This is a genomic window from Xanthomonas euvesicatoria pv. euvesicatoria (genome assembly GCF_020880415.1).
Lineage (GTDB): Bacteria > Pseudomonadota > Gammaproteobacteria > Xanthomonadales > Xanthomonadaceae > Xanthomonas > Xanthomonas euvesicatoria.
This window is the reverse complement of the sequence record NZ_JAJIUJ010000053.1, coordinates 55,981-70,391: the sequence shown is the minus strand read 5'-3', so window position 1 is coordinate 70,391 and position 14,411 is coordinate 55,981. Positions and strand designations below refer to the sequence as shown.

10 protein-coding genes and 1 pseudogene are annotated in these 14,411 nt (G+C 64.5%); 9 read left to right on the top strand and 2 right to left on the bottom strand.

What is annotated here, in order from left to right:
* The first annotated feature begins 7 nt into the window (after nt 1–7).
* Complete coding sequence (locus LN450_RS09840) at nt 8–1,039, top strand: sulfate/molybdate ABC transporter ATP-binding protein (RefSeq protein WP_011346561.1); 1,032 nt, start codon at nt 8–10, stop codon at nt 1,037–1,039.
* A gap of 277 nt (nt 1,040–1,316) precedes the next feature.
* Nucleotides 1,317–2,033, top strand: coding sequence for a TorF family putative porin (locus LN450_RS09835; RefSeq protein WP_011346562.1), 717 nt, complete (start codon nt 1,317–1,319; stop codon nt 2,031–2,033).
* Between the two features lie 662 nt (nt 2,034–2,695).
* Here the strand turns inward: LN450_RS09835 and tdh are convergent.
* Complete coding sequence (gene tdh, locus LN450_RS09830) at nt 2,696–3,730, bottom strand: L-threonine 3-dehydrogenase (protein WP_170808560.1); 1,035 nt, start codon at nt 3,728–3,730, stop codon at nt 2,696–2,698.
* 277 nt (nt 3,731–4,007) lie between these two features.
* Nucleotides 4,008–6,431, bottom strand: coding sequence for a TonB-dependent receptor (locus LN450_RS09825; protein ID WP_011346564.1), 2,424 nt, complete (start codon nt 6,429–6,431; stop codon nt 4,008–4,010).
* Nucleotides 6,432–6,537: 106 nt separating this feature from the next.
* Between LN450_RS09825 and LN450_RS09820 the strand changes: the two genes are divergently transcribed.
* The 7 genes and pseudogenes from LN450_RS09820 (at nt 6,538) to LN450_RS09790 (ending at nt 14,395) form a co-directional block, all read left to right on the top strand.
* Nucleotides 6,538–8,637 carry a phosphocholine-specific phospholipase C gene (locus LN450_RS09820; RefSeq protein WP_011346565.1) on the top strand — a complete coding sequence of 700 codons (2,100 nt, stop codon included), beginning with the start codon at nt 6,538–6,540 and terminating at the stop codon, nt 8,635–8,637.
* Nucleotides 8,638–8,867: 230 nt separating this feature from the next.
* Complete coding sequence (gene xopO, locus LN450_RS09815; protein WP_011346566.1) at nt 8,868–9,503, top strand: XopO/AvrRps4 family type III secretion system effector; 636 nt, start codon at nt 8,868–8,870, stop codon at nt 9,501–9,503.
* 83 nt (nt 9,504–9,586) lie between these two features.
* Nucleotides 9,587–9,937: pseudogene (locus tag LN450_RS09810) on the top strand (S46 family peptidase); the annotation flags it as partial.
* Between the two features lie 90 nt (nt 9,938–10,027).
* Nucleotides 10,028–10,672, top strand: coding sequence for a histidine phosphatase family protein (locus LN450_RS09805; RefSeq protein ID WP_008571633.1), 645 nt, complete (start codon nt 10,028–10,030; stop codon nt 10,670–10,672).
* Nucleotides 10,673–11,001: 329 nt separating this feature from the next.
* Nucleotides 11,002–12,300: a bifunctional tetrahydrofolate synthase/dihydrofolate synthase gene (gene folC, locus LN450_RS09800; protein WP_011346569.1), complete on the top strand. Its 1,299-nt coding sequence runs from the start codon at nt 11,002–11,004 to the stop codon at nt 12,298–12,300.
* A 67-nt stretch (nt 12,301–12,367) separates the two neighbouring features.
* Nucleotides 12,368–13,435 (top strand): SPOR domain-containing protein, encoded by a 1,068-nt coding sequence (locus LN450_RS09795; RefSeq protein WP_011346570.1) that lies wholly within the window; start codon nt 12,368–12,370, stop codon nt 13,433–13,435.
* A gap of 213 nt (nt 13,436–13,648) precedes the next feature.
* Nucleotides 13,649–14,395 (top strand): CvpA family protein, encoded by a 747-nt coding sequence (locus tag LN450_RS09790; RefSeq protein WP_008571630.1) that lies wholly within the window; start codon nt 13,649–13,651, stop codon nt 14,393–14,395.
* Nucleotides 14,396–14,411: the final 16 nt, after the last annotated feature.

Below are 14,411 nucleotides of genomic sequence, written 5' to 3'. Positions count from 1 at the left end.
GGTGACCATGGGCATCCGCATTCATCGCCTGCGCAAGCAGTTCGAGACCTTTACCGCGCTGGACGACATCAATCTGGAAGTGCGCCAGGGCGAGTTGCTGGCCTTGCTTGGGCCCTCCGGCTCGGGCAAGACCACGCTGCTGCGGATCATGGCCGGGCTGGAGCATGCCGATGGCGGCCAGGTGCTGTTCGGCGATGAAGATGCCACCCGCATGAGCGTGCAATCGCGCCGGGTCGGCTTCGTGTTCCAGCACTACGCATTGTTCAAGCATATGGACGTGTTCGAGAACATCGCGTTCGGCTTGCGCGTGCGCCGCGGCAACGCGCGTTGGGCCGAAGCACGCATCCGTGCGCGCGTGGAGGAACTGCTGGCGCTGGTGCAGCTGCAGGGCCTGGAACAGCGTTATCCCACACAGCTCTCCGGCGGCCAGCGGCAGCGCGTGGCGCTGGCGCGCGCGCTGGCGATCGAGCCGCGCGTGCTGTTGCTGGACGAGCCATTCGGGGCGCTGGATGCGCAGGTGCGCCGCGACCTGCGCCGTTGGCTGCGCGAGTTGCACGAACGTACCGGCCTGACCACGGTCTTCGTCACCCATGACCAGGAAGAAGCCCTGGAACTGGCCGACCGCGTGGCCATCCTCAACCGCGGCCGCATCGAGCAACTCGACACGCCGGCCATGATCTACGACAAGCCGGCCTCGCCATTCGTGTATTCGTTCGTGGGTGCGGTGAACCGTATCCCCGGGGTGCTGGCGCAGGGGCAGATCCAGGTGGCTGGGCACGCACTTCCCCTGCCCAATGCCTCGCTGGCTGCAGGGCCGGTGGAGGTGTATGTGCGGCCGGAAGATCTGGTGCCCGACGAGGCGGGCTGGCCGGCGACGGTAGCGTGGTCGCAGCGCAGCGGGCCGCGCCTGCGGCTGCGCGCAACGCTGGAACCGGCGGGCAACGAAGTGGAGGTGGAACTGCCGGCCTCTGCCGGTAGCTTTCAGCCAGGGCAGCAAGTGCGCTTGGCAGCACGGCAGTACGGGATATTTCCCGCGTAAGCGGGCGCCGGCTGAGATCGCAGGGCGCGGGAATGGATGTGCGAGGCGCGTTTCGCCTTTGCTGTGACCAATTCCGCTGCCCGATTTCAACCCGAACATCAAGATTCGGCGCAAGCGGTCGATGACATCGACACCTGATTCGCGCATGGGCTCTTGAGTGTGTGCGCTGGATCAAGCGAACGCGACTTTCATGTTGCGCTGCAATGACAGTTGGACTAATAAGTCCTTGCAGCCTCGCTTCGCGCCATCCCACCGTTCATCGCTCCAGGAGATGCCCATGAAGTCGTCCCCGCTCGCTTGTTGTCTTTCGTTACTCCTGTTGGGCGTTGCACCGCTTGCGCAGGCGCAGGACGAAGATGCGTCTACATCGCCGTTCAGCGGCACCTTCGCGGTGACCAGCGATTACCTGTTCCGCGGTATTTCGCAGACAAATGAAGAGCCTGCGTTTCAGGCCGGTTTGACCTACAAGACGCCATTCGGGTTGTACCTGGGGACCTGGTCGTCCAACGTCGATTTCGGCGCCGGCGACCCGGATTGGGAAGTGGATGGTTTCGTCGGCTACAACACCGACCTGGGCACCCACTGGAACTTCGACGTCATGATCAACCGTTACCAGTATCTGGGAGCGGGCGCATCCAACTACGCCGAGTTGATCACCAAGACCACGTTCCTGAAGACCTATAGCGTGACGGTCGCCTACACCGACGATCTGTACGGCAGCAAGACCGATGGCTATTACTACGCCTTCGATGCCAACTGGACGTTGCCGTACGACTTTACGCTCGGCGCGCACGCAGGGCACAGCGTCTACACCTCGTCGCTGAGTCAGGTGGACCACGACTACAACGATTTCGGCGTCAACGTCGGCAAGACGTTCGGCCCGCTGGGTTTGAGCGTGGGTTATTACGACACCAGCAAAGCCGCCGAATTCGGCTTCGGTCGTCAGAATTCGCAGAACCATCTGGTGGCAACGGCGACCGTCACCTGGCCGTGATGGCGACTGATTGAAGCGACTCTGACAACGTGCAGAGTCGTCGTCATGCGGGAAGCGTCGACGCACTGGGTTGTCTGCCTCTGCGTCCAAACCAGGTCAAGACTCGAGGCTTGGCTGGTTCGATTCTTGAATGACTGCAGCTTGTGGATCGATCACTTGCGGAGCTGCCGATCGGCGGCCGCCTGCAGGGTCCTTGCCGCCCACCATCGCGCAGCACGCGGCACGTGCGTCCGTGCAAGCTCCGTGGCGTTGTCCATGCCGCCAAGGGTCCCGCGACGGTGAGCGGGCAAGGACCAGTTGAGCTGGTCGGTGCGTCGAGTTCCAACGAGTCGGTCAGTAGACGGTCTGCCGCGGTGTGTTCGTTCTTCAATGAATCCACCAGCAAACTATCCGGTGCGGTGTCCTTGCCGATTGCGGGACCGTTGGCGGCATGGATGCCGCCATCGAGCCTACATGGACGTACTTGCGGCGTGTCCCGCGAGCGGCGAGGGCACCGCGCAATCGGCCCACTAGGCTTTTATCCAGACCCTAGCCGCCCCCGCGTTGCTTGAGACGCTTCGCCAGCTCCTGAAAATCGCTCGCAGCATTCGTCAGCAAGCGCATGTCTTAAAAACGCAAAAGGCGCCTCGCGGCGCCTTTCGCAGATCTGCAGTGTCAGCCGATCAATTCCAGCTCAGCACGACCTTGCCGGCCTTGCCTTCTTCCATCAGGTCGAAGCCTTTCTGGAAATCGTCGATCGGCAGCTGATGGGTCAGCACCTTGTGCAGCGGAAAACCCGACAGCACCAGCTGCGTCATCTTGTACCAGGTCTCGTACATCTTGCGGCCGTAGATGCCCTGCACGGTGAGGCCCTTGAAGATGATCTTGTCCCAGTCGCAACCGGCGCCACGCGGCATGATGCCGAGCATGGCGATCTTGCCGCCGTGGTACATGCAATCGAGCATGTCGTTGAACGCACGTGGGTTGCCGCTCATTTCCAGGCCCACGTCGAAGCCTTCCATGTGCAGGTCGGCCATGACGTCCTTGAGCGAGGTCTTGGAGACGTTGACCACGCGCGTGGCCCCCATGTCGGCAGCCAGCTTGAGGCGGAAATCGTTGACGTCGGTGACCACCACATTGCGCGCACCGATGTGCTTGCAGATGCCGGCGGCAATGATGCCGATCGGGCCGGCGCCGGTGATCAGCACGTCCTCGCCGATGACGTCGAATTCCAGCGCGCAGTGCGCGGCGTTGCCGTAGGGGTCGAAGAACGCGGCAAGCTCGGACGGAATCTGGTCCGGGATCAGCCACAGGTTGCTGGCCGGCATCACCATGTATTCGGCGAAAGCGCCGTTGACGTTGACACCGATCCCGACCGTGTTGGGGCACAGGTGCGGACGGCCGCCACGGCAGTTGCGGCAATGGCCGCACACGATGTGGCCTTCGGCCGACACCCGCTGGCCGACCTGATAGCCGGTCACGGCCGAACCGAGCTCGGCCACGCGGCCGACGAATTCATGACCGATGGTCAGGCCCGGCCTGATCGTGCGCTGGCTCCACTCGTCCCACAGGTAGATGTGCAGGTCGGTGCCGCAAATGGCGGTCTTTTCCAGCTTGATCAGCACCTCGTTGGGGCCGGGCGTCGGCACTGGCACCTGTTCCAGCCAGATGCCCTTGTTCGCTTCGCGCTTGACCAGCGCCTTCATCGTCTGCGCCATCTGGCGGAACCTGCTGAGTGAAAGTAAGCCGGCGATTATAGGCGTCGCGGCCTGTATGCCATGCGGCGGTGCGGGAATGGACGTGATGCCGCCCTGGATCCACGGTGGGGTGGGGCAGGGCCGGTCCGGCCCGTGCCCGTTGCGAAGAAGCTGGCACCTAGGCGCAGGATGAGAGCCACGCTCCAGACCTGCCGCCGCCTGCCAGGGCTAGCGCCTTGGCCAAACGGCAGGCGTGCGTCATCGGCGCCAGCACCGCTCCAATGCTTGTCAGCCGCGCCTAGAACTTCACATCCAGGCTCATGAAGTACTGCCGCGGTGCGCCGACCACCATGGTCTGGTTGTAGCCATCCGGATCGGAGGCGACATAGCCGTTGGTGCCGGTGCTGGCGAAGTAGCGCTTGTCGGTGAGATTGCTGATGTTGAGCGCCAGCGCCACATCGGCCACCCCGCCGACACGGCCGAAGTCGTAACGTGCCCCGGCATTGAACAGCCAGTAGGACGGCACCTGCGAATCGTTGAGGAAGGTGATGTAGCGCTTGTCCACGTACTTGCCGTCCAGATCCAGGCGCAGGTTGCCGATCTGGTAGCTGGCGCTGGAAGAGAACATCAACGCCGGGATGCCCACCACGTCCTTGCCGGAGGTGGCGACCACGCCGTTGTTGAGGTAATCGTCCTGGTAACGCGAGCGATTCCACGACAACGAGTTCAACCAGCTCACTCCTTCGGTCGGGCGCCACATCAGTGCCAGATCCGCGCCGGCGCTGTGCACCGCACCGACGTTGCTCAGGATCGAGGCGCAGGTCTGCACCGCGGTGCACGGCGAGGTGGTCAGCAGGCGGTTGGAGAACTTGGTGAAATAGGCGTCGGCCGAGAGCTGGAACTGCGCATCCTGCACGCGGTAACCCACCTGCACGGTCTGCGATTGTTCCGGTTCCAGCGTGGAGCGGCTGCGGTCGAACGCCGCCTGCGAGGTGGCGAACGGGGTGAAGCCGAACGCCGCGATGTTCTTGCTGTAGGACGCGTACAGGTCCTGGCGTTCGTCGAGCTTGTAGTTGATGCCCACCTGCGGCAGGAAATTATCTTCGGCGCGAATGCGGCCTTGCGCCAGTGCGGTGGTCGGCACCAGCGATTGTGCGCGCGTGGTGGTGCTGAGCGCCTTTGCGCCGTAGTTGAGGGTCAGACGGTCGTCGAGCAAGCGCACGGTGTCCTGTAGATACAGCATGCGGGTCTGGGTGGTGTAGCGCTGCAGGAAGTCGCGACGGAACGGGGTCTGTGCCTCGTATACGTTGTACAGCGAGGTGTAACCTTCGTTACCAAGCGCGAAGTAATTGCGGCCCTGCGTGGTGCGCGCGTTTTCTGCCCATGCGCCCACTTCCAGATCGTGGTTGCCCCATGACCACTTCAATGCGCTGGTACCGCCGAAGCGATCCAGGCCGTAGTCGGTGGTGCGCATCGACAGCGGCATCTGCGCGGAGGTGGGCACATACGGTGTCACCCATTGGCCTTCGCCACGAATGCCGTTGTAATAGCCGCTGGCATCGAGCGTGGCGCCGCCGAACACGAACGTGCCCGACAGGCCTGCCAGGTTGTCGCGACGCAGTTCGCCGCCAGCGTAATAGCTGGCGTCGAGCCAGCTGTAGTCGCTGGGCAGACCGGCCAGCGATTGCGGGTAGCCGTTGGCCACGCCGCTGGTGGCCCCGGTGTTCTGGTAGGCGCGCGCCATCTGCACGGCGGTGGCCCAATCCGGTTGCAGGTAATCGTAGTCCCAGCCGAGCGCGCGCTGGCTGGTCAACGACAGATCCATGTAGTCGTATTCCTTGCGCCGCGAGGTATCGACGAACAGGCTCAGGCGGTTGCCGTCGCCCCACTGGTACACCTTCTTGAGATTGGCCTGTTCGGATGTCTGATCGCCATAGCCCTTCCATTTGTCGGTGCTGGCATTGGCATACGACAGATACGCCGACAACCCATCGCGATCGCCGGTGTCGGCGCGCACAAAGGTGCGGCGCGTTGCATCGCTGCCCACCGTCTGCACCAACCGTGCGCCAGGCGTGGTCTGCGGGTCGGCCGAGTAGAACTGCATGGTGCCGCCGAGATTGGTGTTGGACGCAGTGCCTAGTGCACCGGCGCCTTGCGCAATTTCCACCGAACCGAGGTTTTCCGAAATGATGGCGCGCGTAATGTGCAGGCCATTGGTCACGCCATAGCTCATGTTGCCCAGTGGAATGCCGTCGAGCGTGTAACCCAGGCGGCTTTGGTCGAAGCCATGCAGGGTCACCTGCGTGGACCATTCGTAGGTGCCGAATGGATCGGCGGACTGGAACTGCACGCCAGGCAGTTTTTCCACTGCCTTGAATGCGCTGCTGCCGGGCGTCAGCTGCTCGATGTCCTGCTGGCTGATGCGTTGCACCTGGCGCGTGCTGCCTTGCGACACCACATTGATTGCATCCAGTTGCGTTGCATTGGCGGCGTCGGCCACAGGTGTCGCTGCCTCCGCTGCCGGAGCAACGGCAACCGGCTCAGCCGGCGACGCGGCCTGCGAAACGACGGGAAGCAGCGTTGCCAGGGCAAGCGCCAGCGGTGTGGCATGAAAGCGACGAGCGGAAGTCATGGGGGAGTCCTGTTCGGCCACGGCTGAGGGCGGACGCACGGTGCAAAGCCGGCGTTTCGCGACGCAGGGTGTCAACGGCTCATGAAACATTGATGACGATCGCTGTCGCAAAACTGTCGCGCTCGCCCGCTATACGTGTCGTGTCCAACCGCGCTGCGCGGTGAAAAAAGCACCATTTTTTGCAGGTTCTGCCGCCATGACCTCTTCCTCTTCCTCTTCGCGTCGCGATTTCCTCAAGCGCGTCGCTGCGCTCACTGCTGCCGGCGCCTTGCCGCCTTCGATCGGCCGTGCGCTCGCGCTGCCGGCCAACGCGCGGACCGGCACGTTGCGCGATCTCGAACATGTGGTGATCCTGATGCAGGAAAACCGCTCGTTCGATCATTATTTCGGCGCGCTACGTGGCGTGCGTGGCTTTGGCGATCCGCGCGCGCTGCAACTGCGCGATGGCCATCCGGTATGGAGTCAACCCACGTCCGATGGACGACGCTTGCTGCCGTTCGCGTTCGATTCGCAACATACCTGCGCGCCCTTGATCAAGAGCCTGGATCATTCCTGGAAGGCCGGTCACGGGCAGGAGCCGGCACGCTGGGCCGAATACGATGCGTGGGTGCCGTACAAGGGGGAATTGACGATGGGATACTTCCAGCGTCACGACATCCCGTACTACCACGCGCTGGCCGACGCGTTCACCATCTGCGACGGCTATTACTGCTCGCTGCACGGGCCGACCAATCCCAACCGCATGTATCTGTTCACCGGTACCAGCGGCCCAAGCGTGGGCAACGTCGGCGCGCAGGCGGTGACCAATGCCGACGATGGCAACTGGACCGCCGACATGGCGCGCGACAAGCCCGGCTACGCAGCACTGCAGTGGACCACGTACGCGCAGCGTTTGCAGGCTGCCGGCGTGGACTGGCGCGTGTATCAGGAATACGACAACTTCGGCTGCAACTCGCTGGCGTACTTCTCGCACTACCGCGATCTACGCACCGACGACGAACGGTACCGGCGTGCACGTGCGTGCGTGCCCGGGTCAACCGCGGACAATGCCGCCACCACCCAGGCCGAGCATCTGGTCGCCGCGATCGCTGCCGATGTGCAGGCCAATCGCCTGCCGCAGGTGTCGTGGGTCATCCCGCCCACCGCGTACTGCGAACATCCCGAAGCGCCGCCTGCCTATGGCGAGTCGCTGGTGGCGCGTCTGATCGATGCGCTCACCGCCAATCCCGAGGTGTGGGCCAAGACGGCACTGATCATCAATTACGACGAGAACGACGGCTTCTTCGATCACGTGCCCGCGCCGTTGCCGGCAGTGGACGCACGCATGGGGCGCAGCAATGTCGACACGCGTGGCGAGGTCTACGATGGCGTGCCGATCGGCCTGGGCATTCGCGTGCCGATGCTGGTGATCTCGCCGTGGACACGTGGTGGCTGGGTCAACTCGCAGGTGTTCGATCACACCTCGGTCCTGCGTCTGCTGGAACGCCGCTTCGGCGTGGCCGAGCCGAACATCAGCCCATGGCGGCGTGCGGTCAGCGGCGATCTCACCAGCGTGTTCGACTTCCGCAAACCGGACGATTCGGCGTTGAGCGCATTGCCGTCGGTTGACGACTATCGCGCACGTACCGCTGCCGTACGCGATAAACCGCTACCGTCTGTGCCTGCCGCCGCAGCGATGCCGCGGCAGGAACCGGGGCAACGGCCGGCGCGCGCATTGCCGTATGCCTTGCAGGTGCATGCACGCGTGCAAGAGGGCGCCCCCGTGCAGTTGCAGTTCGTCAACAGCGGCGCGGCGGCCGCGGCGTTCAACGTCTACAGCAGCGCGGCCAGTGGCGGCCCCTGGTATTACACGGTGCTGCCCGGCACGCAGCTGGAGGATGCGCCGGTCGGGGCCACGCACGCGGGTGCATACGCCTTGCGCGTGCACGCGCCGAATGGCTTCTTGCGCGAGTTCGCCGGGCAGGTGCCAAGTGCCTCTGCGCCATCGGCCGCGCCATGGGTGGAGGCGCGGCAGGAGGGCGACGCCTTGGTGCTGGAAATCGGCAATGCCGGGCAGCGCGCCTGCACCGTGCAGCTGCGTGCGCTGGACTACGCAGACCCAGATGCGCGCACCTTGCCGCTGGCCGCAGGTCAGCGCGAGACCATTCGCCTGGCGCTTGCCGCCAGCGATCACTGGTACGACCTGGTGGTGGAACAGCCGGGCAGCGCTTTCCGCCGCCGGCTGGCCGGGCATCTGGAAACCGGCAGGCCCAGCCGCAGCGACCCCGCGTTCGGCCGATGTGCGCAGACCTCGTGAAAGACGACGGGTTCGCTTTCTTGGTCTGATGCTACTCTGGGGAGGGCGCATGAGATGCATGTTTGGTCGAACTTATCAATCAGTGTCGAATCGACAATCGTCCCCGATCGCAAGCGCTGGTTTAGGCTCCGAAGTCATTCGGAATGGTGGAAAATTTTTCCTCCGCCGCCCATTGAGTTTATTGGATCGGGTGCATCATTTGGATGCTGGATCAATCAATGGAGAAGTTCATGATCAACACTTCCGTCAAGGCGATTAATAGCCATCATACCCACTCATCTTCCTCTGAGGAGCCGAAACGTCAGTCACGGCAAGCGGATGCAGGCGCCGATCCCACACGTATCCATCCCGCATTAGAAGGTCTGCCATCGATTCGGCAGGGTATGCAAGCAACACGGCGAGATGCAACCAAGACTTCATCTCTCGAGCATTCACGGCGTACGGAAGCTTTCAAAGCACAGCGTCAGGCCATTTCCATGCAGCCTGGTCCGTCTAATAATCCTCATCTTACTGCACTAGATAAACTTCAGGAGCGCGACTTCGAGCCGGCACTAGGAGGTGTAAAAATTCCGCTCACTCTTAATTCGCTTCCCGGTGGAGGCAAGCGAGTTCAAGTGGCTGGCACTTCATCGCGAGACGTCCACGTTGTTCCTGCGGGAATTCGATCTGAGCTGCAGGAAGCGATAACGGATAAGCAACTTCTTATTCAAACTCTAAGGCAGGATTTGCAAGAAGCCCGAAACCAGGGCAATCCAGCCTTGATCGCCCAGAATGAGCGGCTCTTGGAACAAGCGAATGCTGATTTGCGTTCTTTGCTGGGGCAAGTCGCGGTGTATGGAGAAGAAAGTCGTCGGATAAACAGGTGATTTAGAATTGACCGCGAGGATAGGCGCGGTGAGGGGAATACAGGCAGTGCCAGCGTGTTGCACTTGGGTCTTGAGTCGGCCGCTTGGTCGCCAAGGAGACCGGCGCCGATCCGTTCGATTCGCCCAAGGCCTTGCTGGATGCGGTCAAGGCCAAGCGCTACGCCGGGCTGGAGGACAAACGCCTGGGCTCGGTGCCGGTCAATTTCCTGTCGGACCTGGACATCACCGGCGGTAACTCCGGTTCGCCGGTGATGGACGCGCAAGGCAAGCTGGTCGGCCTGGCATTCGACGGAAATTGGGAGTCGGTGAGCAGCAACTGGATCTTCGATCCGGCAATGACCCGCATGATTGCCGTGGACAGCCGCTATCTGCGCTGGATCATGACCGAGGTCGCTCCGGCGCCACAGCTGTTGAAGGAGCTAGGCGTGCGCTGACGCGGCGCCGGTGCGGGGGCGGCAGGGGTTATCATGCGGTCCCGTTTTCGCTGCGGCGAGCGGGCCCCTCCCCCAAGGAACTCCCAGCGCATGCGCATCCTGCTTGCTCGTCACGGCGAGACGCCGTGGAACGCCGAAGGCCGTTACCAGGGCCAGATCGATATTCCGCTTTCGCCGGTTGGCGAAGGCCAGGCGCGCGCATTGGGCGAACGGCTGCACACGCTGCAGATCGACCGCGCGGTGGCATCGCCGTTGTCGCGTGCGCAGGCCACTGCCAAGGCCGCGCTGGGCGCGTCGCGTCAAGCGCTGCTGCAGACCGATGCCGACCTGCAGGAAATTGCGCACGGCGAGTGGGAGGGCCTGCTGGCCAGCGAGATCAACGACAAGGATCCCGCACGTCTGCGCGCCTGGCGCGAAGAGCCCGATACCGTGTTGATGCCGGGTGGCGAATCGCTGCGTCAGGTGCTCGATCGCAGTTGGCGCGGCCTGGTGCGTGCCACCGATGGGCTGGGCGCGCACGACACCTTGCTGGTGGTTGCGCACGATGCGGTCAATCGCGTGATCCTGTGCAAGATCCTGGGCCTGCCGTTGTCCAAGCTATGGAGCTTCCGCCAGGCCCCGACCACGCTGAACCTGCTCGAAGGCGATGACGTGGAGCATCTCGAAGTGGTGCGCCTCAACGACTGTGCGCATCACACACCGTTCTTTGGTGAGGCAAAGCATCGGGCGTTGTAAGGCGAGGCAAGGACGCTGGATCACCAATGACACGCCATGTCGTTGCAGGTGCCAAAATGCCGAACGTCGTTGATACACGCTTGCAGGTTTGGGTGAGTTGGTGGAACAGGCCTCGGTGCGGTTGCGTAGTCAACGCTCCGTGTCGGGGCTGCGTCTTGGGGTGATCGCTAAACGTCCTGGGATGCGCTGGTGACGGCGTTCGCCACCATGCGCGATCAACCGAGCTGCGTCGTACTAACCAAGCACGCGCGATACATCCAACACCGACGTGGCGTGCGTTGCGCAAGCGCAAATGGCGATAATGTGCCCCTCTCTGCGCAGCCCTCCCCATGAACGCAACCGACTCCCTCTCCGCCTGGCTCGCCTATATCGAGCAGCAGCATCCCAGTGCCATTGCGATGGGCCTGGAGCGCGTGCGCGCGGTTGCGGCGCGGTTGCAGCTTGCCGCGCCGGCCACGCATGTCATCGTCGTGGGCGGCACCAATGGCAAGGGCTCGACGGTGGCCTTCATCGAGGCGATCGGGCGTGCTGCCGGCTGGAAGGTGGGGGCCTACACCTCGCCGCATCTGCTGCGCTACAACGAGCGCGTGCGCATCGATGGCGAAGAGGCCAGCGACGCGCAGCTGGTCGACGCGTTTGCAGCGGTCGAAGCAGCACGCGGCGACACCGCGTTGACCTATTTCGAGTTCGGTACGCTGGCGGCGCTGTGGTTGTTTCAGCAGTCGGCGCTGGAGTTGGCGGTGCTGGAAATCGGCCTTGGCGGGCGCCTGGATGCGGTCAACATCGTCGATTCGGATGTGGCAGTGATCACCACGGTCGATCTCGACCACACCGACTGGCTGGGCGAGGACCGCGAGGCCATCGGCGCCGAGAAGGCCGGCATCATCCGCGCATGGAAGCCGGTGGTGCTGGGCGAGATCGACCCGCCGTCCAGTGTGCTGCGTCGCGCCTACCAGCTGGGTGCCAATGCCATCCGTGCCGGCAGCGATTATTTCTTCGAGCCGATCGACACACGGCACGCCGAGAGCCCGCAATCCGACGCGCCGCGCTGGCGCTGGCGCGATGTGGCAGTGACGTTGGAACTGCCGATGCCGGCACTGCGTGCGCCAGTGCAGCTGGCCAACGCCGCTGCCGCGATCGCCGCGTTGCAGGCATTGCCGGTGGAAGTGCCCGACGCGGCCTGGGCGCAGGGCATCGGCAACGCGCAAGTGGCTGGCCGACTGCAGCGGCTTGAGGTCAATGGCGTACAGGTACTGCTGGATGTCGGACACAACCCGCAGGCCGCACGCGCGCTGGCCGCCGCGCTCGGTACGCAGGCGCATGCCGGCCGCACCTATGCGATCTACGCCGCATTGGCCGACAAGGATGTGCTGGGCGTGGTGGAGGCAGTGGCTGGGCAGATCGACCACTGGGCGCTGGCGGGGCTGGAAGGCGCGCGCGGCCAATCGGCGCAAGCATTGCATGCCCGTCTGCAAGGCAGTGCCGCCGCGCACGCGCCGTGTCATCGCGATGTTGCCAGTGCAGTGCGCGCGGTCCTGGACAGGGCCAGCCCCGGCGACCGCGTGCTGGTGTTCGGCTCGTTTCACACCGTGGCCGACGCGCTCGACGCACTTCATTCAGCCCGCTGAGGTCGTCGGGGTGGCGCCGGCCTTATAATCGCCGCGGCACCCCGCCACGCCGCCTCTCGTCTCTTCCGTGGATACTGCTCTGAAACAGCGACTGATTGGCGCCATCGTTCTGGTGGCGCTTGCCGTGATCTTCCTGCCGATGCTGGTCAAGGGCCCCGCGCCGTCGAGCGGTGTGGCCGATGTACCGCTCGAGGCGCCCGCAGCGCCCGCCAATGGCGAGTTCGAAACCCGCGAATTGCCGCTGGTCACTCCGGGCAATGCGCCGGCCGGTGGGGCGCTAGGCATGGCCGGTGCGCCGGCGCCGGTGCAGAACAACCCCGATGCCGCCGATCTGGCCGCTCCGTCCAGCACGCCCTCGGCTCCGGAAGTGGCTGCCGGCAACTACGCAGTGAATTTTGGTGCATACGCCACCAGCGCCGACGCCGACGCGGTGATTGCGCGGCTCAAGCAGGCGCAATTGCCCGGCTTCAGCGAAAAGACCCAGATCAACGGCCGCCCCGCCTGGCGCGTGCGCGTGGGGCCGTATGCCGACCAGGCGCAGGCCGAATCGGCCCGGCTGCAGGCAGTGAAGGTACGCAGCGACGTCAACGCCCAGGTGGTGACGTTGGACGCCAACGCCGCCGCGCCGGCGCCTGTCGCCAGCGCACCGGCGCCTGCGCCTGCCGTCAAACCCGGTAGCAGCGTCGCCGCCGCCAGCACCACCGCACCGACAAAGACCGAAAGCCTGCCGCCGGAGCCCGCCAAACCGGTGGTCGCCGCGCCCAAGCCGGCCGAGGTGGCCAAGCCCGTGCCGGCCAAGCCTGAGGTCACCAAGCCCGCCCCCGCCAAGCCCGAGCTTGCCGCCAAGCCTGAGCCCGCCAAGCCGGTGGCCACCGCGCCGGCAGCGCCTGCGGCCAGTGCGGTCGGGTTTGCAGTGCAGCTGGGCGCGTTCGGTCGTGCCGAAGATGCCGATGCCTTGCGCGACCGCGTGCGCGCCGCCGGCTTCAGTGCCTTCGTCGAACAGGTGCGGACCGACAAGGGCGCGTTGAACCGCGTGCGCGTCGGCCCGGTCGCCAATCGCAGCGATGCCGAACAGTTGCGTGCCCAGGTGGCAGCCAAGGTCGGTATCTCCGGCATGGTGCGTCCGCATCCGTAACCGCCATGCCGGCCGCAAGCAAACGCGGCCGCCGCGCAGGTGGCAGCCGCTCGTACACTGCACTGCCGGCGGACCGTCACGTGTCTGCCAACTGCCTGCACTGCGCGCCTGCAGCTGCTGGATTTTCCAACGCCTCGCACCCATGGAGGGGAGGGCAATGACGACCGAGCCCCATTGCATTCACGGCGCGCGCGCCACGCGGAGAGGTTGCCCATGATCGACATGGTGCTGGGCGTCATCATTCTGGTGTCAGCCCTGTTGGGCTTGTTGCGCGGCTTTGTGGCCATCGTGGTGGGTACGTTGTCATGGTTGCTGGCCGGCTGGGCCACCTTCATGTTCGGCGGCGCGGCCGCGCGCTGGCTGGCCGATGGCAAGCATCCGTCTGCGACCGAATCGTTCGGCGGCTACGCCATGGTGTTCGTCGGTGTGCTGATCAGCGTGGCGGTGATTGGCATGGTGATCCGCGCGGGCGTGGATGCGATCAAGCTCGGCGGCACCGACCGCATGCTCGGGTTCGGCCTGGGCGTGGTGCGCGGTGCGTTTCTGGCCAGCGTGCTGGTGCTGCTGATGGGCTTCACCCCGCTGCCGCGCGAGCCGGCATGGCGCCAGTCGGTGCTGCTGCCCATGCTGCAGCCGGGCGCGGGCTGGATGCGGGCACAACTGCCGGCCTGGCGAATGCCATCGATGGAGATGCCATCAATGGAACTCGGCAACTTGCCCACGGAGTTGGGGAAGTTGCCTTCGGCAGGCGATAATACGGACCTGGGCAAGGCACTTGGCGGTTCCGGGCTGAGCGACACCATCACCCGTGCGCTTGGCAACCCCGGCAAGACGGCTGGCGACGGACGCGATCCGACGCAGGCGATGCCGGCCAACATCGATCCGGCGCAGGTTCGCGGCGGAGAAAGCGACCCGGCTCGGGTCGAATCCCAAGGCCAGGCACGGCCACCTTCACAGTAACGGCGCAAGCCGAAGC